We start from the raw sequence: 25,547 nt of genomic DNA, 5'->3' as shown, positions 1-25,547 counted from the left end.
ATCTGTGGCTGATGTTCTATTAACCCATTCTTATCACCTTCCTTATGATCCCAAGCAGGTAAGAAAGATGCAGCCGTATCCTCCCCTCGGTACGCTATACGCTGCGTCTGCACTGAGAGCTGGGAACATTTCTGTTGCCGTGTTCGACACGATGCTCGGGGACCCCGACCTTGGCTTCTCAACGGCCTTACTGCAACATCGTCCCAAGATTGTGGTGATCTACGAAGACGACTTCAATTTTCTCTCAAAGATGTGCCTAACGCGTATGCGCGAACTGGCCTGGCAACTCGCTCGACTGGCAAAGGAGGCAGGATCCGTTGTCATTGCACATGGCTCTGACATGACCGACCAAGGCGAGTCGTACCTCCGCAACGAGGTTGATTTCATTCTGCTGGGAGAAGCCGAAGAGACACTCGTAACGCTATGTTCCGCCGTTCTTTCTGCACGGCCGTACTCGGACATACCTGGTCTCCTATATCTCGACGCCGCAGGGAAACTTCACAAAAGTTCGAGAGAAGTCCCGAAGAACGCATCCTGGAGTGCTCTGCCAAGACCGGCCCGCGAACTTATTGATCTAGCCCCCTACCGTCAAGCTTGGACCACCGCGCATGGTCGCTTTTCAACCAATATCGTCGCCAGTCGCGGATGTCCTTATAGGTGCAACTGGTGTGCGAAGCCAATCTCAGGAAACAAATTCCAGATCCGCTCCGCCAAATCTGTGGCAGCGGAGATCCGCGAACTAAAGGAAGTATACGGAGTCGAGCACATCTGGTTCGGTGATGACGTTTTCGCCCTGAATCATCAGTGGGTGCAGGATTTCGCAGACGAAATTGAAGCAATGAAGTGCGCTCTCCCCTTCAAAATTCAGTCTCGTGCTGATCTGATGACTCCTAAGACTGTTGCGGGACTCAAGCGAGCAGGATGTACGGAAATCTGGATGGGCGTCGAATCTGGCTCGCAGAAGGTGCTCGATGCAATGGATAAGGGGCTACGCGTAACCGATATCATCACCGCGCGGTCTCTCCTCGCCAACGAAGCGCTTCGTGCGTGCTTTTTCCTGCAATTCGGCTATCCAGGAGAGACATGGGAAGACATTCAACAGACCATCGAACTCGTACGCAGCACACGTCCAGATGATATCGGCATCTCTTTCTCTTACCCCCTGCCTGGAACAGGTTTCTTCGAGCGCGTTCAGGAGCAGATTGGAACCAAACGAAATTGGACTGATAGCGACGACCTGTGCGTTATGTTCTTCGCAGCCTATAAGAACGATTTTTACGTAGCACTAAGAAACGCGCTCCATGCGGAGGTCGACTCCTGGAACAGCGCAAACAAGCTCAGGAGTCAGATTGATCCGGTCTCTCTTTGGCAACATGTTTTTGAACTTGAAATTGTCAGCAGAAATTCTAAGCTCGCAGCATTCCCCGCCGACGAAATCACCAGTCGTTCCGACAAAAGAAAGTTTGTTCCTCTGCAGAACATTATTCCGGCTGAGAGGCAGGTTTAGATGGTAGAGCTTCTACTTACTCACGGCTATTTTTTATATGAAGATCCCAAAGAGCTTCATATCTTGAAGCCCTACGCTCCGCTCGGTATCTTGTACCTGTGCTCTCATCTACGGAAACAAGGTTTTAAAGTAGATGTTTTCGACACCACGTTTTCGAGTCGCGAAACCCTCTTCAAACATCTGCGTACTGAGACGCCCTCGGTCGTTGGCATCTATGCCAATCTTATGACACGTGGTAATGTCGTCGAAATCTTGAAAGTGGCCCGCGAGGCCGGTTGGAAGATCATCGTCGGTGGCCCGGAGCCTGGCGCGTACGCCCTCGAATATCTCCAGGCAGGGGCACACTATGTAGTCTTTGGTGAGGGCGAACTCACCACACAGGATTTGCTCGAAGCCTTTCGAGCTACCGATACAGCCGCATGCACCCGCATCCCTGGGCTCGCCTATCTTGATGCGGCTGGCAATATGCATGAAACGGCACAGCGCAATCAGATCGCCGATCTCGACAGTCAACCATGGCCAGCCCGCCATGCTATTGATGTCGGTCGCTACGTCAAGACCTGGCGAGACGCGCATGGTAAAGGTTCGGTCAACTTCATCACGGCGCGCGGATGCCCTTACAAGTGTCGCTGGTGTAGTCATCAGGTCTTCGGCCAAACCCACCGCCGTCGCGATCCGCTGCTTGTCGTCGATGAAGTTGAATGGCTACTCCACACCTACTCCCCGGACATGGTCTGGATATCTGACGACGTTTTCACGATCAATCATCAGTGGCTTCGCGTCTACGCTGGCGAGATGCGTCGTCGTCATCTCCGTATCCCGTTCGAATGCATCTCTCGGGCGGATCGTTTGAATCCGGAGATGCTCGATCTCCTCGCTGAGCTTGGATGTTTTCGGATCTGGATCGGCTCTGAAAGCGGGTCGCAACGCATCCTCGATTCCATGGATCGCGGTGTAACAATCGAGCAGGTACAACGGGCCGTCGCTATGAGCCGCGAAAGAGGGATAGAAAGCGGAATGTTCCTTATGTGGGGCTATGAAGGCGAAGAGCTAGAGGACATCGAAGCCACGATCAAGCATGTCAGCATAACGAAGCCCGACATTTTTTTTACAACTGTGTCTTATCCCATCAAGGGAACACCCTACTACAAGAAGATCGCCGACCGTCTAGTCCAACTAAAGCCATGGGGTGTTAGTTCCGACCGTGACATCAAGATCAAGGGGCGCCACTCTCAAAAGTTCTACAAGTATGCGGATAAACTCCTTCAAGACGAGGTCCAACTCGCACGCATAGCCGACACATCGGAGGCTGAATCCGACCGAGCGGCCAGTCTGCGTCGTGACATCATGGCCGCTCGCGCTGGTTTGCTTTCCACTTCTATGGAGGTGGAAGCATGACTAACATGGCTACCGTCCAGCCTCAAGCCATACTTGCCTTCGACCATTTAGCCGAAAGATACGACGATCTATTCACCAAGTCTCTTATTGGCCGCGCTCAACGAGACGTCGTGTGGAATGTATTGAGTCAGACGTTCCGACCTGGAGATTATGTTCTCGAGTTGAATTGTGGCACTGGGGAAGATGCGATGTTCCTCGCCCGCAGCGGAATCTCAGTGGCCGCCTTTGATGCCTCCGAACAAATGATCCGGATCGCAAGTCAACGTCTTCGCCCTGAGGCTCCGAACCCTCTCGTGCGATTCAGTCAACTGCCGATTGAACTGATACATCAGATCCGACCCGAAAGACAATTTGACGGAGCCTTCTCAAATTTCTCCGGCCTTAATTGTGTCGTCGATCTAAACCATACAGCAGGGGACCTGGCAGCTCTTATGCCTCCGGGTGCTCCGCTTATTGTCTGCCTTTCCACCCGCTTTTGCATCTCAGAGATGATCTGGTTTTCGCTTCGCGGGAAGCTCAGTAAAGCGTTTCGAAGATGCTCGGGTCGAACACTAGTCAAGGTTGACGAGTTTCCCTTTAACGTCTACTACCCGACTTTACGCCAGTTGCGGAGATCATTTTCACCAGCATTCATAATGCGTTCCTGCGTGGGTATCGGCATCACAGTTCCACCGTCTTATGTTGAACCATGGATCCGCAAATATCCAAAATCACTAAATATCCTACAGGCGATCGATAAAGTTCTCTCAAGCCGTCCAGGGTTTCGCGTACTTGGCGATCACATGCTCATTCGTTTCGAAAGAGTTCAGGCATGATGGTGACGACTCATCTTAGATCGATCTCTTGCAGTGCTACCGAAGACGGCGAGATTCGCCTTCAATGCCCGCGCTGTCACGGACAGATAGGAGTTCTTCCGCATACGAGTAAAGGTGACATGATGTTGGTATGCTCGGATTGTTGCCTGAAGCTATCGAGGGAGCAAGGCATCTGGAGAGCTCTACTTCCTGAACGGGTCTCTCATTTCTCCCGCTTCATCAAAGACTATGAGTTCATTCGTTCTGCAGAAGGCCGTGGCAGCATAAGTGCGGACTACTATCTGGCGCTTCCCTATCGCGACTTGTCTGGGAACAACAGTCAGCAATGGACCATGCGAGCCAGGACGTTTCATTACATCGAACAGAATATTCTTCATAATTTACGGATCGAGAACCAAAGACCGCTTCAAATTCTCGACCTCGGCGCAGGTAATGGATGGATGAGCTATCGCCTGGCTCTTGCAGGTCATGCGCCTGTCGCGGTAGATCTGCTTACTAATGATCGCGATGGCGTAGGCGCCGCAATTCACTATCGGAAACAGCTTGCTGCACTCTTCCCTCGTCTTCAGGCAGAGCTTGACGTCCTCCCTTTTACGGACGATTCGTTTGACCTTGTTATTTATAACGCATCATTTCACTATTCCGAAGACTACGAGAAGACCATAGCCGAAGCCTTACGTTGTACTCGCACCGGGGGAACGATTCTCATCGCTGATACCCCGTGGTATAGCAACGAAGCGAGCGGTCGACAGATGGTCATTGAACGTCGTAGGACCTTCACTCAACGCTACGGTTTTCCGTCCGACGGCCTCGGAAGTCTTGAATTCCTTACAGACGAACGTCTGCGAAGAATAGAGACCTGCTTTAGTCTTCGCTGGCAAGCACACACCCCCAATTACGGAATGCGCTGGCTTATGCGGCCGCTACTTGCGAACATGCTCGGCAGACGCGAACCGTCTCAATTCCGAATCTATACCGCTAGAGTCAAGAAATGATCATCCTTTTCAATCCACGTGCCACAAAACCACGCAACCGCCGCCTTCCTCTCGCTGTGTTGGCTATTGCCGCAGTTCTTGAGGGACGAGAAGAATATGAGATTATCGACGGCAATGTAGACGACAACCCGACAGCAGCCGTATTGCGGCTAATTGAACAACACGACGTCGAACTTCTCGGCGTCTCTGTGATGCCAGGGCCACAGATGGTTGCCGCGATGGAAACGTCACGGGATGTTCGCCGCGCTTATCCTCACGTGAAGATCGTGTGGGGAGGCTATTTCCCTTCCGTCTATCCAGACGCTGCACTCAATGCAAAGTACGTAGACTACATTGTTAGGGGTCAGGGCGAAGATACACTGCTGGAACTCCTGGATGCACTGCGCGGGAAACGCACACCGGAGTCCATTCTCGGCTTATCCTACAAAGACATCTTTGGCCTACCTAGAAACAACGCCGAGCGGCCCATGAAGGGGCCCGATGAGTTCCCTTGGTCGCCCTTTCACAAATTGCCCGTCAACAAATATCTTCGGCCTTCTTTTTTTGGCAAGCGCACTGCTGTCCATCACGCCAGTATTGGTTGTCCTTTTAACTGCAGCTTTTGTGGAGTTCACGCTGCTTATGGGAACAAAGAACGCATGGAGTCGCCAGAACGCACGGCTGCCATTCTCTCGCATCTCGTAACAGAGTACGGAGCCGATTCCGTTCAGTTTTACGATATGAACTTCTTCCTGAGGGAGGATCACGCCCTGGAGCTTGCGAAGCGAATTGAACACCTCAACCTTCGCTGGTGGTGCGAGGCCCGAGTCGATGTCATGTCACGTTACACCGACGAAACCTTCGCGGCGCTAAAACGGGCAGGATGCACCATGATTTTTTTTGGTGCTGAGTCAGGCTCCGACTGGGCTCTCAAAGAGATGAAAAAAGGCATAACAACAGAGCAGACAATAACGATTGCAGAGCGGATAAAACAGTTTGGTATCATTCCCGAGTTCTCCTTCGTCATCGGAAATCCGGGAGACCCGGAACGAGACACCCGTGAGACCCTTGCCTTCATACGTAAACTGAAGAAGATTAATCCCGACTCTGAGATCATCATCTATCACTACACGCCGGTGCCTCAACCTGACAATATGTACGGTAATATTGACGGCCAGATCGCGTGGCCGTCTACTCCCGCAGAGTGGGCTTCGAAGCGGTGGATGGACTTTACTCTACGCATTGACACGCAAGCTCCGTGGCTTAAACGTAAGACCAAAAACCTCATCGACAACTTCGAGATCGTTGTCGGCTCACGATGGCCGACTGTACAGGATATCCGTGCGCCGAGGTGGAGTCGCTTTCTCTTGAAGAGTCTCAGCTCATGGCGATATGCACTTCGCTTCTATCACTTCCCAATTGAACTTCATTGGGCCAACGAATTCATCAGCCTCCGCAAGCCAAAGCGAGAAAGTTTGTGACTGCGACAGCCTATTCTTCGTCTGATGTATTCGATACCTGGGCGCAGGTCTATGACGAGCAGCCCAATCCGCTGCTCATGCTGGAGCAACGTTTTCTCAGTCAGATACTCCCGGATGTCAGCGGCCTTGATGTGTTGGACGCTGGATGCGGCACGGGCAGATGGCTTCAACTCTTGGCATCTCGTGGACCCGCGAGTCTAACTGGGGTTGACTCCTCTCACAAAATGCTGCACCGTGCTGCAACTAAGCTTGGGGCAGCGTGTTCCTTACGACTCGGAAGCTGTGTCGCTCTACCTATACCAACCGCCGCGATGGACCTCGTGGTGTCATCATTCGTTTTGAGCTACCTGGAAAGCCTGCAGAACTTCGCTCGGGAACTGCACCGAGTTACCCGGCCTGGTGCCACTGTCTTTTTGACGGACATGCATCCAGAGACGGCAGCTTTATGTGACTGGAAAAGATCTTTTACTCACGAGGATTCGACTGAAACCGTCCCTGCCCACAGATACTCACTCCAGGAGATTACTGACATATTTCAGGCGTACGGGTTCGAGTTACTTACGAATATCCAGCCGGACTTTGATTCAGAGGAGAAAAAGGTCTTCGAAGATAACGGAAGACCGGAGTTGTACGAAGCTTGTGCGAAGCTCCCTGCCATTTATATTTTACAGCTGCAAAAAAAAGTGCTCCCGCAGAAAGCTCCAAGCGAGAATTTTGGAACTCTACGTCTTATAGCGGGAAGATGTACTTTCGGGCCTTGCGCAGCAACCGGAGCTCTGATTGAGATCGAACGCGGACAAATATCCTTCGTCTCGCACAAGATGCCCCGTCGCACAGGGATGTCATCTAGTTCGAGCGAAACAATCGACCTATCTAACTATTTACTGCTCCCAGGCCTCATCAACGCACATGATCATCTTGAGTTCAGCCTCTTCCCGAACCTGGGAACAGGACCGTATTTGAACTCGATCGAGTGGGCAAGAGAGATCCATCGGACTTACGCTTCAGTCATCGCCTGTCATCGTAAGGTCCCAAAGCCGACTCGGCTAGTGTGGGGAGCCATCCGCAATCTGCTCTGCGGTGTGACCACTGTCTGCCATCACAACCCACTCTCGCGCGAATTAGTCGCAGCTGACTTTCCAGTTCGTGTGTTGTCCAGATTTGGCTGGGCCCATTCCATTACGATGGATCCCAATCTCTTGCACAACTTCGATCACACACCGCCACATCTACCCTTCCTGCTTCATGCCGCCGAAGGACTCGATGCAAAGAGTGCCCAAGAAATCTTTGATCTCGATCGACTGGCAGTTCTCGACGAACGAACAGTTCTTGTGCATGGCCTCGCTCTGAATAAGAAGGCGGTCTCGCTTATCAATCAACGTCGTTCAGCTCTCGTCGTCTGTCCCACTTCAAATCAGTTCCTCTTTTCCTCCGCGCCTTCCGCGACGTTGATCAAGTCTCTCAACGCGGTGGTCCTTGGCAGCGATTCTCCGCTTACCTCGGCCGGCGATCTGCTCGATGAAATAAGTTTTGCGCGTCGCGAGATTGGCCTCGATGACCAGTCTCTCTTTGAAATGGTTACTACAAGATCAGCCAGTGTTTTGCGTCTGCGCAACGGAGAAGGGCGGCTCCGTCCAGGCTCTGTAGCCGACGTCATCGCCGTGCGCGATAAAGGTCTTACTCCGGCACAGACTGTTTCGCAGCTTACCTTCGACCAGATCGAACTTGTCATCCTTGGGGGGCGAATCCAACTTGCGAGCGATGCACTTTACGCCTGCCTTGCCAAACCACTTCAGGCTGGCCTGTATCCCCTACTCATCGAGGGTCACAAGCGGTGGCTCCGGGCACCGATTGATGAACTTTTAAGTAGTGCAAGAAAAACGCTCGGAAACGACATCCGAGTCGGCGGAAAGAGGGTGGAGCGTGTCAGTGCTGCATGAGGTGTCAACTCCGCAATCTATTACTTCGCTCGTATCGGCAATCACAAACATGCCGATCCTGATCCTGAATGTCCACAGCCTGTGCAACTGCCGCTGCGTCATGTGTGACATCTGGAAGCGTGATACCAGGGAGCAGATCCAAGTGGAGAATTTGGAACGCCACCGACTCTCGCTGCAGAATCTTGGAGTTAGACAAGTGGTTCTCACCGGCGGCGAGCCGCTGCTTCATAACGATCTCGCGGCGCTGTGCACATTTTTTCGAGATCAAGGAATTCGCATAACTCTTCTAACCACAGGTCTACTTTTGTTCAAACGCGCGAACGAGGTTGCCAATCTATTTGATGACATCATCATCTCCCTCGATGGCCCAAGACAAGTTCACGACAACATCCGCAAAGTCGGCGGAGCTTTCGACCTCATCGATAAAGGCATAGCCGCTCTTCGCCAATACAACCCATATCTCCCGATAACCTGCCGAACCACTGTGCAGAAAGCCAACCATAATCATTTACGCGAGACAGTCAATGCAGCTAAGGCTATGGGGCTAAACTCAATCTCCTTTTTAGCAGCCGATCTCACTTCCGAAGCGTTCAATCGCCCACTAGTATGGCCTATTGAGAGACAGAGCCAGATCGGTCTGAGCGCGGACGAGATAACGGTTCTCGAAGTTGAAATCGAACATCTGATCCTCGAATATAGAGTAGACTTCGACCAAAGATTCATAGTCGAGTCGGCCGCAAAGCTGCGAAAAATCTCGCGACGTTTCCGCGAGCACCTAGGACAACTCTCTCCTAAAGCTCCCGTATGTAACGCCCCCTGGGTCTCGGCCGTGCTTGAAATCGATGGTGCCGTCCGCCCCTGCTTCTTTCATAACTCAATAGGAAATATGACTCACTCTGCACTGGAAGACGTAGTTAACGGGAAAATGGCCAAAGAGTTCCGAGCATCGCTCAACGTAGAAACCAACCCAATCTGTCAGCGATGCGTATGTTCATTGAATTACAGTACAGTCAGTGATAACCCAACCAACTGAAGGCCTTCTATACGTCGAGTGTAACGAGATATTTTAATAGCCCATCCATATGAATCAATTGTGTTGGCTTTATCTACTTCTGGCCAATGCTTCGGTCATCAGAGGTTGCTTTGGGTCCGCCTCTTTCCATAGATTCAAAGATCTCCGATAAGCCTCGACACTTTCCGGTTGATTACGGCTGTTCTTGTAGCCCCGCGCTACTCCTATCCCCGCCATCGGATATAGATCTCCTTCCTGCATCGATGCTTCGCCGCGCCGAGCCAATACTGTCTGAAAAGCGAGGATGGCCTGAGACGTCTGACCCAATGCTGCGTGAGCCATGCCACGCAAATATGCCGCGAACACCGTCTCCTCGTACTGTGCGGCAATATCCAGACTCGGGATGGCTTCCCCAGGTTCATTGATTCCAATCTCGGCTGCAGCTTTCAACTCAGGTACGTAGTTTTGGACCACTGCGGTATTTCGCGGAAAATGCTGCTGCAGTATGCCGGCAGTCTTCATCGCATACGGCTGATCTCCACAGAGAGCCGCAGCCATTCCTGCGTTGAAGCTTGCAACTGGTCCCTTCGGCAAGCTTCTCACTTCCTCAACCATCGCGAGTGCAGCGGAGCAACTCTCTGCCAGAGCCTGATCGAGCGCGCCTTGCGCCAACAAAGATGCCTGGGTGCCAGATAGCTCGGCGTCGTCACCAGCTTTTGCAGCCGCCGTCCGCCACAGATCCAAAGCCGCGCCCTTCTTTCCTGTGTTATCCAGGTAAAGGCCGTAATTATTCAAGTCTGCGTACGTCACCTGCGCGCGGCTGCCAATCGTTGGTCCGGCGAGCGCATCCTGCAATTCTTTTACCTGCTCTGTCACAAGATCTTCCCTCCCGTCCAGATATACCGCGGTCAGGACGTTGGTACTACTCGCAACCCCGATGTGACCAGCCTGTGACGCCACTTCAAGGACGCTTCCGTATCGATCCATCCCGACCAGGTCGCGTTCTGCCTCGACATAAGTCTCCGCATCGAACGGATTCTCCTCATATCCCTGCTGCGCAGCCTGCAAAGCCTCCGGGAATAGCCTCTGCATTCGCAACACCAGCGCCAGCCCTCTTCTCCCGTCAACGCTGAGCGGATATCGCAACACATACTCGCGGATCGTTCTGGTAGCCTGAACCAGATCCCCACTCCCATTCATTTCAAAGCAGAACTTCGCCAGCAACTTGACCGCCTCGCTGGCGTGAACTGCGGCATCGCGTGCAAACCCGGCGGCCTTCGCGGATGCCACTTCAGCCTTTTCCTCACGATAAAGCCACGCAAGCCGCATCTGCACCTGAACAAACTTCGGATCGAAATTTACCGCTTCTTGATACGCCTCTAACGCCTCGGGGATTCGGCCATTCTGCTCTGCTGTCGCCCCTACAAAATAAGCATGCAACGCATCCAGATTTCCTGACGCCTCATCGACAAACGGAATTGTTCTTCGCATGTCGGCTTTACTGTCTTCACTCACTTCTCTCCGCACGGCCAACGCTAGTCGGCCGATCGCCGCGGGAATCTCTTCCCTGCTCCCAGCAATCTCATCGAGGCTTGCCACTTTGTCGTTCGAATCAGCCCTCAACACGTCGACGCTGATCGTATAGGGAGCCTCCGATCCACTGATCTCACCATACAAATAAGCCCTGGCGCCAATCTTCTGCGCGACACTCTGCACAGGGACTGTCATCATCGCTACAGCGCTCTCCGGATTGATCTGCATTAGGCCCGCGCGATACGCTTGACCACCCAGAACATTCAAAGTCTTCGATTGATGCAGCGCGATCTCAAGCCCCTCCATCACCGTTCCGTCGAGTGTCTTGTCTCCAGTCTTGTTCTGAACAAGAGTTAGCAGCAAACGATCAGTGGGCTTTAGCACCATCGGTCGAAAGAGGCTTCTGCCAATCAATAGAGAGATTGCCATCGCGACGCCGAGCGTTAGGGTCACTGCGGCCGCCATTCGCACCCAGGCTTTTTTTCTATGCTCCACCATCAACTCTGCTAAAGAATCGTCTTCAGATACCAGCCATTCCGGTACATCCCGCTCAGCCATGTCATCGCGATCTTCTTCAAAACGCGTCAACCCCCGTCGAGATCTTATCGATTCTGGTTGAGAAGGTAATATCTTCACTCCCGTCAACGGGCTATGACCAACCTGTTGGACAGTTGCATCTTGAGCGTTACTTTGCACCACATCATATACAGAGCGCCGAAACCGCTGAGAGCCCTCGCTCTCAAATGCCAAGGCGCCCGCTTGTACAAGATGCGAGCGCTTTGGAGCGCGACCAAAATCGCCCCCCGGACCGACCGCGGGGCGGGTCAGCTTTTTGCTATCAAGTGACCCTCTGGCCTGGAGCCTTGGCACCCTCCCACCCGGCGTATTCCCCTGGCTTGAATCAGATTTGCGTTTCGGTCCCTTATGCAGAGCGACTGGATCATAAGCACGAACGAGAGGAACTGCTGACAATGATCCCTTGTGTAGCCATCCTCCTCGACCCAGCTTTCCCCCGACCTTAGTTAAGGCCTCCTGCAACTCCTGCGTGCTCTGGAATCGCTCAGTCCGATTCTTCGCCATCAGTTTGAGGATGATCCGCTCCAAGTCACGCGGAATCGATTGGTTCCAGTTACGGACAGAGTCCGGCGTATGACTGAGAAGCTGCACAAACATCAGCGCACTCGTCGTTCCTTCGAACGGCACACGTCGCGTCGCCATCTCATACAGCACAACCCCCAGCGAGAACAGATCCGATCGTGTGTCCAGTGACTCGCCCCGCGCCTGCTCCGGCGACATATACGCCACCGTCCCAACGGTCGCCCCCGATAGCGTCATATCAAGCGTTCGCGACTCCCACCCTCCGCGCACTTCGAGTCCGATCTTCGCCAGGCCAAAGTCCAGCACCTTCGCCTGGCTCTTTCCACTCGGCATCTTCACCAGGAAGATATTTGCCGGCTTGATATCTCGATGCACAATCCCTTTGGTATGCGCGGCTGCCAACGCGTCAGATATCTCGAGCGCATAGCGAACAATCTCGTCCGGAGAGAGCGCGCCGTGTTCGATTCGGGACCTTACGGTTTCGCCCTCCAGCAGTTCCATCACTAGATAAGGCGTGCCATTCTGTTCGCCGATGTCGAACACCATGCAGATATTTGGGTGATTCAGTGCAGAAGCAGCCCGCGCCTCTTGCAGGAAACGCTCTCGCATCCCGGGCATCTTGTAGCTCTCATGCAGCAGCTTCACCGCAACTTCGCGATGCAGCCGCTCATCCCAGGCTCGAAAGACGAGGCCCATACCTCCGCCGCCCAGTCTACCCAGGATCTCGTACGGACCGAACCTCTGGCCAGCCTCTGGAATCATGCCTCGGTTGCCTTCTATTCTCCCAGCGTCGATCGGAACCAATATCTTCGCTTTGCGATCATCCTCGTAACCGGAGTCGCGAGCGTAAGGCCTTGTGCGAGTTGATCATAATGTCCATCACCACTCGATCGCAGAACCACCTCGAAAGGGTTCCATACTCGATAAACAAATCTGCTGACGACGGGACAAGCCTCGTGCAACCTCTTCAACCCGGCGCTAGACCAGGACTCGTGATCGCTTCCAACTCTCGCATAGCCAGTTCGAGGAATACATCCCCCAAGCGTGGCATGCCGTTCATGTCCCATCTTCCACACATCCAGCGCTGTCGGGAGCACTTTATAATCAGTGTGTGAACCCTCCTACCCGAATCGTCCGCCATCCTGTTAACCAGACCCTACTGATTGATGCCGACGACACTCTCTGGGAGAACAACATCTACTTTGAGCGTGCCATCACCAGCTTCATCTCCTACCTTGATCACCGAATTCACACCGCGGAAGAGGTCCGCGGCCACCTCAACCGAGTCGAACACGACACTATCCGCGCCCACGGTTACGGGCTTCACAGCTTCCGCAGGTCGCTGGTCGCCTGCTTCGAACAGCTCAGCGACGTCCCCATGACAGACGAAAAGCACCGTCGCATTGAAAGCTTCGCCCAGTCCATCGCCGAGCAGGAGATCGAGCTTCTCCCCAACGTTGGCCCCACGCTCAGCGAACTCGCCACGCGTCACCGCCTCATTCTCGTCACCAAGGGAGACCAGGACGAGCAAACCGACAAGCTGCATCGCTCCGGCCTCGCTCCTCATTTCGCTGCTGTCGAGGTACTGCCTGAAAAACACCACCAGGCCTACCTCTCGCTTGCCTCTCACCACGGTTGCGAGGCATGCAATACCTGGATGGTCGGCAACAGCCCCCGCTCGGACGTCAACCCAGCGCTCTCAGCCGGATTAAATGCCATCTTCATTCCGCACGATTTCACCTGGGTCCTCGAGCATGAGGTCGTGAACCAGCCTCCTGCAGGGCAACAGTTACTCGAACTTGCGAGCTTCGCCGACCTCACCCGTCATTTCTAGATCAGCCCGTTCTCAGGAATGCGAGGCAGTTCACATCGCGACACGATTACTCATCTAATACCCTTACCTTCTCAAGCAGGGCATGGGATTCGGTGCGCTCTCACGTCCTATTGTCTGTGAACAAGCTGTTGGACTGTAATTTGCGCCTTCCTCATCCGTCAACAGTAGTGTTCGGAGCAAAACGCCCGATCAAAGGAGAATCACATGACAACTCGCCTTATATGCCGTGCTGCCCGGAGTGCGAATGCACACCCCCCTGCCCCTGCGATTCCAACTGCACCTGTCCCGCATCCAAATGACTAGGGCGTGGTGCGGTACAAAGCTCCGCACCACGTCCCTTAACAGTCCCCATGCAAATTCAAGCTATCGCACAACTCGTCCTCAACCGACAACAATTCCTGCAGTTCGTGCAGAGGCGCGTCGCCTCTGCAGCAGCCGCTGAAGACATCGTTCAGAACGCCTACATCCAAGCTATCGAAAATGTCTCGATGTTACGGCAACAGGAGTCTGCCGCTGCATGGTTTTACCGTGTCCTCCGTAACGCCATCATCGACTACTATCGCCACCGTTCCGCCGAAGACCGCGCCTTGGAACGCTTGGCTCGTGACTCAACAGATATGAAGCCCCCTCCAAAGTCAGAGGAGATCGAGTGTGAGTGCATCCATCAAGTACTCCCCGTTCTGAAGCCCTCCTACAGTGAGATTCTTAGCGAAGTTGACTTGGCCGGAGCCAGTTTGAAGGCTTTCGCGAAGAAGACTGGCATTACGGCCGGCAACGCCGCAGTCCGCGTACACCGCGCGCGCCAGGCACTGAAGAAGCAATTGATCCTGGTCTGCAAACTCTGCGCTCACTACGGCTGCGTCAACTGCACCTGCGCCTGACCTATTCTCATCTGCGCACAATTTGCCCAACATTCACATGCGATAAACACCCCACGAAACTTCCCTGTAACATCTAAGAGGATTAACACAAGAAGTGAGAGGTGTATGAGCGAAGGTCGTTGGGTTTTATTGATTGCGAGTGAAGTTGGTGGCACGGATTCGGTGTCAGACCGCGCTATGGAGCGGCTCGTCGAGGCGATTCGTCTCGAAGGCTATGAGGTCGTCCGCACCTCTACCCCGGAAGACGGTCTGTCTCTGGTCACATCCGACCCGTCGTACAGCACCATCCTTCTGGACTGGGACCTCGAAGGCGAGAACCAATTCGCCGAAGGAGCGGCGCTTGCGATCCTCCGTGCCGTACGCCGTCGCAACAAGAAAATTCCGATCTTCCTCATCGCCGACCGTACTCTCGTCAGCGAACTCCCCCTCGAAGTGGTCAAGCAGGTCCACGAGTACATCCACCTCTTCGGCGACACCCCCGCCTTCATCGCCAACCGCGTCGACTTCGCCGTCGAGCGTTACCACGAGCAACTCCTCCCTCCCTACTTCCGCGAACTCAAGAAGTACAACGATCAGGGCGCCTACTCCTGGGATGCTCCCGGCCACATGGGCGGCGTCGCTTTTCTCAAGCATCCCGTAGGCATGGAGTTTCACAAGTTCTTCGGCGAAAACATCATGCGTTCCGACCTCGGCATCTCTACCTCGCCGCTCGGTTCCTGGCTCGATCACCTCGGACCTCCTGGCGAATCCGAGCGCAACGCCGCCCGCATCTTCGGAGCCGACTGGACCTTCTACGTCCTCGGCGGCTCCAGCACCTCCAACCAGATCGTCGGCCACGGCGTCATCGCGCAGGACGACATCGTCCTCGCCGACGCCAACTGCCACAAATCCATCTGCCACTCCCTCACCGTCACCGGCGCGCGCCCCGTCTATATGAAGCCCACGCGCAACGGCTACGGCATGATTGGCCTCGTCCCCCTCAAGCGCTTCAGCCCCGAGTTCATCCGCGGCATTATCGACAAGAGCCCGCTCACTACCGGCGTCGCCAACCAGAATCCCACCTACGCCGTCGTCACCAACTCCACCTACGACGGTCTCTGCTACGACGTGAACCGCGTCGTCACCGAGCTCTCGAAGTCCGTCCCGCGCATTCACTTCGATGAAGCCTGGTACGCCTACGCCAAATTCCACGAGATCTACCAGGGTCGATTCGCCATGGGTGTTCCCGACGACATGCCGGATCGTCCCACCATCTTCGCAGTCCAGTCCACGCATAAGATGCTCGCAGCCTTCTCGATGGGCTCCATGATCCACGTCAAGCTAAGCCCTCGCGCCAATCTCGACTTCGATCAGTTCAACGAGTCCTTTATGATGCATGGCACCACCTCGCCCTTCTACCCGCTCATCGCCTCGCTCGACGTGGCCGCCGCAATGATGGACGAGCCAGCTGGTCCCACCCTAATGAGCGAGACCCTGCAAGATGCGATCAGCTTCCGCAAGGCCATGTCCTCGATCGGTCACCGTCTCCGCGAAGCCGAACAAGGCTGGTTCTTCCGCCTCTATCAACCCGAGTACGTCTTCGATCCCCTCGACAAAAAGACGTACCTCCTAGAAGAAGCCGCAGACGGCCTCCTTACCAATCGCTCCAGCGCCTGGACCCTAAAGCCCGGCGAAGAGTGGCACGGCTTCCAGGATGAAGACATCTCCGACGACTACTGCATGCTCGACCCCACCAAGGTCACCATCCTTGCCCCCGGCGTCAACGCTCAGGGAAAAGTCAGCGACTGGGGCATACCCGCAGCCATCGTCACCGAGTTCCTCGACGGACGCCGCGTCGAGATTGCTCGCACCGGCGACTACACCGTCCTGGTTCTCTTCTCCGTCGGCACCTCTAAAGGTAAGTGGGGCGCCCTCCTCGAAAACCTCTTCGAGTTCAAACGCCTTTACGACTCCGAAGCTCCCCTCGAAGAGGCCCTCCCTGAACTCGTCTCCCGCTATCCTCATCGCTATCGCAACGTCACCCTCAAAGAGCTCTCCGACGAGATGCACGCCGCAATGGTTCAGCTCAACCTCTCCGGCCTCGTCAATGATGCCTGCGATGAAGACTTCGACCCCATCCTCACTCCCGCTCAGACTTACCAGAAGCTCCTCCGCCACGAAACGGAGAAGATCCGCTTCTCGGAGATGGCCGGCCGAATCGCCGCCGTCATGCTCGTTCCCTACCCTCCAGGCATCCCCATGTCGATGCCCGGCGAACGTCTCGGCAGCGCCGAAAGCCCTGTCATCAAGCTCATCCTCGCCATGGAAGAGTTCGGCAAGCGCTTCCCAGGCTTCGAACGCGAGGTCCACGGCATCGAGGCCGACGCCGAAGGAAATTATTGGATGCGCGCCGTTGTCGAAACTCCCGGGAAGAAGAAGAACGGCAATGGCCACGGGAAGCAACGCCCACCAAACGCAGCGCCACCAGTCCAGAAGAAAAAGCGCACTCCAGCGACCGCACCCGTCGTCCCTGGAGACGGCCTTTCCTCCGAAAGGTGATTCACAAAGCTCTTCTAAGTCAACTCGAATGGCCTTTTTCTATTGACAGAATAGGCCGTTCCCTTTAACTTGCCACCATAGTCGTTCGCGATTGATCTCTGTCTCCTGTCCCCGTATCTCTCACTCTCCTCTGCATCACGGCCTGGTATTTCGATAGTTTCACCGGTTGAATCTGGCCACTCCTTGCGAACAGAGAAACGCCAAAGCGGCAACCGGCACTAAATCAGAAAAAACCAAGAAAGGTTCAATGATGAAAAAAGAACTTCTACTCGCTCTGGTGTGCATTGGGGCTACCTTACCGGCTGTTGCGCAAAACAAGATTGATGATCGCCTTGGAACTTCAGCCGAGGTATTAAGACAGTTTCTCGCCAGACCCGACGGCATACCGAAACACCTCTTCAATAAATCCGCATGCGTGCTCGTCTTCCCGTCCGTCAAGAAGGTTGGAATCGGCCTCGGCGTGACCTATGGACGAGGCGTGATCGCCTGCCGCTCCGGCGCCGACTTTAGCGGCCCGTGGTCGGCTCCCGCTATGTACAAGTTGGACGTCGGCAGCCTCGGCGTGCAGCTCGGCAGCTCTTCCACAGACTATGTGCTGGTGGTCGAAACCAACGTAGGCGCCTCGAAGATCCTCTCCGGCAAACTGAAGCTGGGTGCGGACGCGACTGCCGTTGCTGGTCCTACCGGAGCGAAGGCCGTGGGAGCAAACGATCCAAACGTCGATGTCCTGACCTACTCGAGAGCCAAGGGTGGATTGTTTGCCGGCGCCTCTCTGGCCAGCGCATCCATGGATACCGACGATGATGCCAATAAGGCCGTGTATGGCAAGGACGTCACCGCCTCTCAGATCGTCCGAGATGGTGCCGTTACCATAACCCCTTCAGGAAAAGCCCTGGACGGCGTCCTCAACAAGGCATCACCGAAGCGCGATATGTAATCGGCACGGAAACCAACCAGCAAACTGCCTCTTCTTAACAAAACTGCCTCTTCTCAATCGGAAGAGGCAGTTTTGTTGAGACCCGTCCGACTTCGCTCCGACGGTATGACTCTCGGCGCGCTTCAAATCCACACTCCCAATCCCCGCCCCCGAATGCTATACTTACCTTCGGATTGCTTACCGCACCTCGCGCTCACCAGCGTCGAGATAAGGCGCGGAGGTGGCGAAATTGGCAGACGCACTAGCTTGAGGTGCTAGCGCCGCAAGGCATAGGGGTTCAAGTCCCCTCCTCCGCACCAATCCAAAGAATCAATCAGATACGAGAGGGCCAGCCCTAACCGGCTGGCCTTATCTCTTGTCACTGTCACGGTTTTTGTCACGGTTGCAAAAAAAAGACAATCACCTAGGGCGCTAGTCATGCTGACTAAAGATGAGTCTGCGATCCTGATTTTCCCGCCGTAACAGATAGCCTCTCACCTTAGGAGATTACCGGTCTCCTCGGATGCCTCCGCCTCGGTACGTTATAAACCTCTCCCCACTTCGCCAGGGAATCCAGGAGTTCATACGTTGCCAATTTAGAGGACTCGGCCAAATCATATCCGACGTGCCGAACTTGGCGGCTCATATCCGTCCTAACAACCAGCCCAGCCGATTCGAGGTTTCTGAGGCTTTCCGTCAAAACCTCTTTAGAGGCCGACGGAATCAGCCATCCGAGTTGACCGAGACGAACAGGCCCTTCCCTCATTACGCAGAGGATTTGTATCCTCCACTTTTCGTGAATGCCAATCTCATCGAAGGCGTAAAGAAGCGTCGTAAGGAGAGGATGATCCTTTCGGTCTGCAATTAGCGAAAATCTCCAAGAAATTGTCCTTCGGTTGGCCCCAACGCTCATCTTTCCGATTTCAATAGTGGACTTATCAGTCTCTGTGTGAGCGCTAGGCGCTGGCCCGCTCCCAACTGGGTTATGTTTGAATCCATGGTGGAGCTCGATACCCGGCGGCTTTCGGGACGCGCAGGCCATTCGCTGCGCTGGGTGCTGGATCCGATGTGTGGCCCGCGAGACATGCTTGTAGCCCGGTGGCTGTTTATCCGCGCGATCGCCGGCATCTATTTCTCAGCGTTTTTCGCACTACTTTTTCAAGTGAAAGGGTTGGTTGGGCCGAACGGTATTCTTCCTGCCGGATCTTATCTGAAACAGATCGCTGAGATGACCGGGGCGCGCAGATTCTGGTTTGCGCCTACCCTGCTTTGGCTGGCTCCAGAGTCACATCTGCTGATCGCTCTGATGTGGCTTGGTCTTGTAGCGTCTGTTCTTGCGCTCCTCAACCTCTGGCCGCGACTGAACCTGTTTGTCTGTTTTTGGTGTTTCTTGAGTTTTGTGGTCGCTGCGCAGGATTTCTCGGCTTATCAGTCCGATGGCATGCTGCTGGAAGCGGGTTTTCTCTCGCTCTTTTTTGCTCCTCCTGGTCTGTTCCCCGGTTGGGGAGCCGAACGACCTACCTCACGGCTGAGCTTGTGGCTGCTGCAATGGGAATGGTTCCGCATCTACTTCGAGTCAGGCCTGGCGAAGTGGCTCTCCGGTGACCCGGGGTGGCACAACGGCACAGCCATGTACGAGTACTATCAGAACAGCCCGCTACCCTCCTGGGTAGGATGGTACCTGGGACACGCGCCGCGCTGGTTTCAGATTGCCACCACAGACGGCACTCTGGTGATGGAGTTTGTAGTGGTATTTCTGCTGTTTGCGGGGCGACGCGCACGGCTGATCTGCTTCTTCATTGTGACGCCCTGGCAGGTTGGCGTTATTCTCACCGGCAACTATGCCTTCTTAAATTACATCGTGCTTTCACTTGGATTTCTTCTGCTGTCTGACTTCGAACTGCTGCGCCTGGTGGCTCGCCGTTGGCATCCGCAGAGCCTGGATGAGGCAAAGGAGGAACAGGGTTTTGTGCCATTGCCAGCGCGACTCTCAGCCCTGCGCTATCTCAAGCTCGTTATTGCGACCCCTTGCCTGCTGCTGGTCGGCTATGTCACGACAGTCGAACTTATTGCTATGGTTGCTCCGCGCAATCCGCTCCCACAAAGCCCCGTAGCGATTCTGGAGCCGTTTCGCATTGCAAACCAATATGGACTGTTCGCCGTGATGACGCACGGCCGGTACGAGATCGAGTTTCAGGGTTCGGAGAATGGTGTTCACTGGAAGCCGTATGCCTTCCAATACAAGCCACAGGCTTTGGCTGAGCGCCCGCGCATCTACGCGCCGTACCAGCCACGCTTTGACTGGAACCTTTGGTTCGCATCATTGGGAAATTGGAAGCAGAACTCTTTTGTTCCTCTAACACAGGAACGCTTGCTCGAGGGGGACAGCGATGTGCTGGGACTGTTTGCCGGCAATCCGTTTCCACAGGGTGCACCGCGCTTTGTGCGCACTGTCCTGTGGCAGTATTGGTTTACGTCAATAGAACAGAAGCGTAGCACGGGCGAGTGGTGGCGGCGCACTCTGCTCGGCCAGTACTCACCCACGCTTACCCTTGCACCGGATGGCCGGCTGGAGATCGTGGAAGATGCTGATAGTCTGCCGCCGCACAATTGATCGCGCTACAGCATAGGCGAAGAAAAAATTCGTTATCCCATGATCCGTTTCGTTCTCACGATCTGTCGGACCGCGACCCTTGTCCAATTGTGCATTATGATTCCATACACACTGGCTTTGTGTCTGCAAAGGAAAACGACGAACGCTCCTTTGTGATTAGTACGGTCCTATGTGCTGCCGAGTAAATACTGTGCCACCCTTCCATCCGCACTCGATGTGAGCGTTTGATCGCTCGGTGCAAGTTGGGTGTTCTCGATTCAGCCGGTGCTGCCACCTGTTATTGCGACCTTTTCACTCGATCTCGCAGATGATCAATCTCTAGACAGCGCCAGATCCGCGGAACACCGCAGGGATCGTTTGAAAAAGAATTTTGATATCAAGCCACACCGACCACTGATCGATGTATCGCATATCCAAAGCCATCCATTCATCGAATCCAATCGAACTCCGACCCATAATCTGCCACAAGCAAGTAATTCCAGGCTTGACGCTGAATCGTCGTCTGTGCCAGTCCTGCGAAAATCCCTCGTAGTCGCGAAGCGGAAGCGGCCGCGGCCCCACAAGGCTCATATCTCCGACCAGCACATTCAGTAACTGCGGGATCTCGTCCAGACTCGTCTTACGAAGAAACCTTCCCGCCGGAGTAATCCGCGGATCATTCTTCAACTTGAACGTTGGCCCCTGGGTTTCGTTCAGATGTTCGACCTGCGACATAAGACGCTCCGCATCCTGAACCATCGTGCGAAACTTCAAAATCTCAAAAGGCCGCTTGCCGTATCCCATCCTGACCTGCCTGAAGAAGACCGGGCCGGAAGATGTCAGCTTGATCAACAACGCGATCAGCAGGAAAAGCGGAGCCAGCCCCACAAGCAACAGCATGGAGACTATGACATCGGTCGCACGTTTGATCATGAACGCCCACGCATTCCAGGATTCATCATGCAGAGTAATGGTGCCAATGGTTCCGCGCAAAAAAGCGGTTCGCTTGGACTCGTCCTGATCGAAAAAAGTACCAAGAAAGCGGACAGCGATCCCGTGATCGCGACATGAGGAGATGATGCTCGCAATCTGCTGGTAGAACGACGCCAGAGGCAGAGCGACAATTACCTCATCCACCGGCAGCGTTCTCAGTAGTTCGGGAACGGAATCCAGGCCACCAACTAAAGCTCCCAGTTGGGAGTCAGCCGTTTGCTTACTCCACCATTGATCATCCACAAAACCCTGTACGCAGTATCCCCATTCAGGGTGGCTGGCCAACTCTAGGACAAAGCTGTTGGCTCGGCGATTGGTGCCCACGATCAGGACATGTCGGCGATTGTGTCCCCGGGCCCGAAACGCCTGCATCGTCGCTCGAGCGACGAGACGCGTTGTAAGAAATGCCGCGAAGCTCATAATGCCGAAGAGAGCTGCGACAACGGCCATATCTACCGAGCTGCGTATGGAGCGCGAGCCGATCAGCCATAGCCAGACGCAACTCAACAACGCGCAGAGCGAACTGGCTGTGCAGACATCCAGTATTTCTCGAAGAGAGCCGTTCAATCGACGTGAACGATAAAACCCATTGGACCGGAGTGCCACATGCCATCCTCCGGCCAGCGCGAGCGTCGCCACAAAAACCTGAATGGGATAGTGGGTCTCCAACGAATTGAAGACATCAAATACTCGCTGGTGAACCGCTGTGACATAAGAGAGGCCGAGACAGCAGAACAACAGCCCGATATCGCCGATTGGAGCAAGCTTTAAAATGGTTGTTCTGTTGGAAGGTGTCATTGGGGAAGCCCCTTCTGAGAGTGCCTTCTCGCAAAGTTGGTGGAACTGGTGAGCAGCAAGTTGAGCCCGAATGTGCTAGGCCCCAGAGTAACCTGTCTCGACACCTGCAAGCAATGATGAAAAATACCCGAGAAGTATTTCTCACGCGAGAGGATACGATTGCAAAACTGTAAATTCTCACCGTTAACCGGAGTGTCGTCATCTCGCTCGACAGTCAGACATTCGTCGAATACCCGACGTTGGGTCCCTCAACTTGTTCGTGAACAAGGTACCGAATACAAAATAAAAATAGCGTCCACACTGCAACCTGCGGTATAAGGAGACTTGACGGTTTTTCTGCAGCAGAGCGATATCAAACATGAGAAAAATTCTCATTCGGCGACAAACATCCGTGCTGGAGGGCTCATGGATAGACTCAACGATAGACTCAACAATGAAAATGGCTCCTGCAGGTGCCATCCCCCTCCTCACCCCGAATCTCGACCTGCCGTGGTCGTCGTACCACGATTCCGAGGACACAACGCGAAGCCCTTCCCGATATCTAAGATATCTCAGTGATCCAGCCAACTCCTCCACGTTTTCCATCGTCCTACACATGGCAGAAGCCTGTACGGACCAAGTTCATACACAGAAAAAGAATAGAGGCGAGCAGCATCGCCAAGCTCGATTTTGCGCATAAAAAATAGATCCTGGGAGACCCTATGAGTGATTCGATTCACATTGCAGTCGTCGGTTCCGGCTACGTCGGATTAGTAGCTGCTGTTTGTTTTGCCGAAATGGGTCACAGCGTGGTTTGCGTGGATAATGACCAGCAAAAAGTGTCCGCATTGCAAGACGGAGAGAGTCTAATTCACGAGAAGCACCTGCCTGAACTTCTCCAGCGATATCGCAATGCCAGGGTACGTTTCACCACCGACCTGTCTGCTGCCACACGTGAAGCACAAGCAATCTTCATCGCGGTAGGAACACCCCAGAGCGAAACAGGAGATGCGGACCTGTCCTACGTCGAGGCCGTCGCCAGTGAAATAGCGCGCTCGATCACAACTTATAAGGTGATAGCGGAAAAAAGCACAGTTCCCGTCTATACGAATGAGTGGATTCGCAGGGTGATGGAACGCAACGGCGTCTCGCGAGAGATGTTTGACGTCGTCTCGAACCCCGAGTTTTTACGCGAAGGAACGGCCGTCTCAGATTTCCTCCATCCCGATCGAATCGTCGTAGGAACTGATAGTGACCGTGCCGCCGACATCATGTCCAGGATCTACGAACCCCTGACCACAGGCAGGTACTACGCAAAGGCAGGAGCGATCGACGGTGCCTGCAATCACGACACGCCACCGCCTCTGCTACGTACCTCCACCAAAAGCGCCGAGATCATCAAGCACGCCTCAAACGCCTTCCTCGCTCTCAAAATCTCCTTCATCAACGCAGTCTCCAATCTTTGCGAGGCCGCAGACGCCGACGTCGAACAGGTTGCCCAGGGCATGGGGCTCGATAGTCGCATCGGTCCAAGATTCCTGCGGCCCGGCATCGGGTACGGTGGATCCTGCTTTCCGAAAGACGTAGCCGCCTTCCGCTCCGTCGCCGAGCAACTCGGAGTCAATTTTGCTCTCCTCACCGAAGTCGAAAACATTAATGCAGACCAGAAGCGGCGATTCCTCAACAAAGTTCGCTCAGCGCTTTGGACGCTCCGTGGCAAAAAACTTGGCGTCCTCGGTCTTGCCTTCAAGGGCGGAACCGACGATATACGCGACTCTCCCGCTATCGAGTTAGTCCGAATGTTGATCGAGGAAGGATGCTCCATCCGCGCCTTCGATCCCGCCGCAATGCCGCGTGCTGAGCAGATACTGCCCCCAAGTCCCGAGATTCAATACGCGTCTGACCCCTACGACGCTTCCAACGATGTCGATGCTCTTTTGATCCTCACAGATTGGGCGGAGTTTGCACGTCTCGATCTTCAGCGTCTCAGCGCAGCAATGCGTTTTCCGATCATCCTGGATGGCCGCAATCTATATGATCCCGAACTGATGTTAGAAAATGAGATTACTTATTTCAGTGTAGGTAGACCTACCCGACATCACACGCAGGAGCTCGCAACCGTCGCATCTCGCTCTCGATAGTCGACCCCTGCTCAAGTCGTTTCTTCGATCCACTGAACATTTTGCGCGAGCCGGTTGGGTTTCCCTAAGATAAGCCCGACTGAATCTCGCATCCGAGGGAGATATGAACGCCAAAAGAATTCTTGTAACAGGAGCGGCAGGCTTTCTCGGTTCGCACTTGTGCGATTCCCTGCTGGACGCCGGAAACAGTGTGATCGGCGTTGACAACCTCAGCACAGGCAATGAAGCAAACCTGGCTCATCTACGCAATGAGCCCCGCTTCGACTTTGATCGCCTCGACATATGCCAGCCCTTCGACCCTGGTAAAGTCGACTTCGTCTTTAACTTTGCTTCACCCGCAAGCCCTGTAGACTATGCCCGGCTCGGCGTAGAAACCCTGCTCGTGGGGTCTGCCGGAACCATTAACACACTCGAAATCGCAAAGAAGTATCACGCTGGATACCTCCACGCCTCTACCTCCGAGTGTTACGGAGACCCCGAGGTTCATCCCCAGACGGAAACGTACTGGGGACATGTCAATCCAATCGGACCGCGTTCCGTCTACGACGAAGCCAAGCGATTTTCGGAAGCCGCGGTCATGGCCTACCACCGCTATGATCGAGTCAACACCCACCTGGTGCGAATCTTCAACACGTACGGACCAAGGTTACAGATCAACGATGGCCGAGTCATCTCCAACCTCATGTCGCAGGCCCTTCGCGGCGAGCCGCTCACCATCTACGGCGACGGTATGCAGACACGAAGCTTCTGCTACGTCTCTGATCTGATTGCCGGCATCCTCGCACTCGCCGACTCGGACGAGCATCTTCCCGTCAACATAGGCAATCCGGAGGAGTGGACCATTCTGAGCTGTGCCGAAGAGATTCTCAAGCTCATCGGATCGGACAAAAAAGTCGTCTTCAAGCCGCTTCCCCAGGACGATCCCACCCGTCGCAGGCCAGACATCAGCAAAGCGACCCGTCTCCTCGGATGGACCCCCAAGATTCAGCTGCGTCAAGGACTCGAGATGTCGTTAGCCTACTTTCAGGCGCACGCGGAAACTGGATTGGTTCAAAACTCGTAAGAATGAGAGGTTCTTCTCATAGCAAATTTAGTAAATAGGTCTCTGCGCAAAAC

General features: G+C 54.4%; 17 protein-coding genes and 1 tRNA gene. 15 read left to right on the top strand and 3 right to left on the bottom strand.

What is annotated here, in order from left to right; genetic code table 11:
- Positions 1-4 precede the first annotated feature (4 nt).
- Genes HDF12_RS11825 through HDF12_RS11795 form a run of 7 tightly spaced genes read left to right on the top strand, consistent with a single transcriptional unit; the run spans position 5 to position 9,148 of the window.
- Positions 5-1,507, top strand: a complete 1,503-nt coding sequence (locus HDF12_RS11825; protein ID WP_179583074.1) for a B12-binding domain-containing radical SAM protein — start codon at positions 5-7, stop codon at positions 1,505-1,507.
- A complete protein-coding gene (locus tag HDF12_RS11820; protein ID WP_179583072.1) occupies positions 1,508-2,905 on the top strand; it encodes a B12-binding domain-containing radical SAM protein in 1,398 nt (465 codons plus the stop codon). It begins immediately after the preceding gene.
- Complete coding sequence (locus HDF12_RS11815; protein ID WP_179583070.1) at positions 2,902-3,720, top strand: class I SAM-dependent methyltransferase; 819 nt, start codon at positions 2,902-2,904, stop codon at positions 3,718-3,720. The genes HDF12_RS11820 and HDF12_RS11815 overlap by 4 nt, the downstream gene beginning before the upstream one ends.
- On the top strand, positions 3,717-4,715 hold the full coding sequence (locus HDF12_RS11810; RefSeq protein WP_179583068.1) for a class I SAM-dependent methyltransferase: 999 nt from the start codon (positions 3,717-3,719) through the stop codon (positions 4,713-4,715). The genes HDF12_RS11815 and HDF12_RS11810 overlap by 4 nt, the downstream gene beginning before the upstream one ends.
- Positions 4,712-6,175 (top strand): B12-binding domain-containing radical SAM protein, encoded by a 1,464-nt coding sequence (locus HDF12_RS11805; RefSeq protein WP_179583066.1) that lies wholly within the window; start codon positions 4,712-4,714, stop codon positions 6,173-6,175. Before HDF12_RS11810 ends, HDF12_RS11805 begins: the two co-directional genes overlap by 4 nt.
- On the top strand, positions 6,172-8,115 hold the full coding sequence (locus HDF12_RS11800) for a methyltransferase domain-containing protein (protein WP_373563900.1): 1,944 nt from the start codon (positions 6,172-6,174) through the stop codon (positions 8,113-8,115). The genes HDF12_RS11805 and HDF12_RS11800 overlap by 4 nt, the downstream gene beginning before the upstream one ends.
- On the top strand, positions 8,099-9,148 hold the full coding sequence (locus tag HDF12_RS11795) for a radical SAM protein (protein WP_373563899.1): 1,050 nt from the start codon (positions 8,099-8,101) through the stop codon (positions 9,146-9,148). The genes HDF12_RS11800 and HDF12_RS11795 overlap by 17 nt, the downstream gene beginning before the upstream one ends.
- Before the next feature lie 69 nt (positions 9,149-9,217).
- Here the strand turns inward: HDF12_RS11795 and HDF12_RS11790 are convergent, their stop codons facing one another.
- Positions 9,218-12,520: a serine/threonine-protein kinase gene (locus HDF12_RS11790; RefSeq protein ID WP_179583064.1), complete on the bottom strand. Its 3,303-nt coding sequence runs from the start codon at positions 12,518-12,520 to the stop codon at positions 9,218-9,220.
- 349 nt (positions 12,521-12,869) lie between these two features.
- Between HDF12_RS11790 and HDF12_RS11785 the strand changes: the two genes are divergently transcribed.
- The 5 genes from HDF12_RS11785 (at position 12,870) to HDF12_RS11765 (ending at position 18,247) form a co-directional block, all read left to right on the top strand.
- Positions 12,870-13,592 carry an HAD family hydrolase gene (locus tag HDF12_RS11785; RefSeq protein ID WP_348641535.1) on the top strand — a complete coding sequence of 241 codons (723 nt, stop codon included), beginning with the start codon at positions 12,870-12,872 and terminating at the stop codon, positions 13,590-13,592.
- A 350-nt stretch (positions 13,593-13,942) separates the two neighbouring features.
- Positions 13,943-14,473 (top strand): sigma-70 family RNA polymerase sigma factor, encoded by a 531-nt coding sequence (locus HDF12_RS11780; RefSeq protein WP_179583063.1) that lies wholly within the window; start codon positions 13,943-13,945, stop codon positions 14,471-14,473.
- 105 nt (positions 14,474-14,578) lie between these two features.
- Complete coding sequence (locus tag HDF12_RS11775; RefSeq protein ID WP_179583062.1) at positions 14,579-17,011, top strand: Orn/Lys/Arg family decarboxylase; 2,433 nt, start codon at positions 14,579-14,581, stop codon at positions 17,009-17,011.
- A gap of 247 nt (positions 17,012-17,258) precedes the next feature.
- Positions 17,259-17,948, top strand: coding sequence for a lipid-binding SYLF domain-containing protein (locus tag HDF12_RS11770; protein ID WP_179583061.1), 690 nt, complete (start codon positions 17,259-17,261; stop codon positions 17,946-17,948).
- Between the two features lie 214 nt (positions 17,949-18,162).
- Positions 18,163-18,247: transfer RNA gene (locus HDF12_RS11765), tRNA-Leu, on the top strand.
- A 179-nt stretch (positions 18,248-18,426) separates the two neighbouring features.
- Here HDF12_RS11765 and HDF12_RS22900 read toward each other — a convergent pair.
- The gene (locus HDF12_RS22900) at positions 18,427-18,840 is read right to left on the bottom strand and encodes a winged helix-turn-helix transcriptional regulator (RefSeq protein WP_179583060.1); all 414 of its coding nucleotides are present in this window, start codon (positions 18,838-18,840) and stop codon (positions 18,427-18,429) included.
- A gap of 72 nt (positions 18,841-18,912) precedes the next feature.
- Between HDF12_RS22900 and HDF12_RS11755 the strand changes: the two genes are divergently transcribed.
- The gene (locus HDF12_RS11755) at positions 18,913-20,541 is read left to right on the top strand and encodes a lipase maturation factor family protein (RefSeq protein ID WP_179583059.1); all 1,629 of its coding nucleotides are present in this window, start codon (positions 18,913-18,915) and stop codon (positions 20,539-20,541) included.
- A gap of 318 nt (positions 20,542-20,859) precedes the next feature.
- Here HDF12_RS11755 and HDF12_RS11750 read toward each other — a convergent pair whose 3' ends face one another.
- Positions 20,860-22,311 carry a sugar transferase gene (locus tag HDF12_RS11750; RefSeq protein WP_179583058.1) on the bottom strand — a complete coding sequence of 484 codons (1,452 nt, stop codon included), beginning with the start codon at positions 22,309-22,311 and terminating at the stop codon, positions 20,860-20,862.
- 701 nt (positions 22,312-23,012) lie between these two features.
- On the opposite strand from HDF12_RS11750, the gene HDF12_RS11745 reads away from it, so the two are divergent.
- Positions 23,013-24,431 (top strand): UDP-glucose dehydrogenase family protein, encoded by a 1,419-nt coding sequence (locus HDF12_RS11745; RefSeq protein WP_179583057.1) that lies wholly within the window; start codon positions 23,013-23,015, stop codon positions 24,429-24,431.
- Positions 24,432-24,534: 103 nt separating this feature from the next.
- On the top strand, positions 24,535-25,494 hold the full coding sequence (locus HDF12_RS11740) for a UDP-glucuronic acid decarboxylase family protein (protein WP_179583056.1): 960 nt from the start codon (positions 24,535-24,537) through the stop codon (positions 25,492-25,494).
- Positions 25,495-25,547 lie beyond the last annotated feature (53 nt).

The sequence above is a fragment of the Tunturiibacter gelidiferens genome (genome assembly GCF_013410115.1).
GTDB classification, from domain to species: domain Bacteria; phylum Acidobacteriota; class Terriglobia; order Terriglobales; family Acidobacteriaceae; genus Edaphobacter; species Edaphobacter gelidiferens.
Note: the sequence above shows the minus strand (reverse complement) of the source record. Positions and strands in the feature narration are given on the sequence as shown.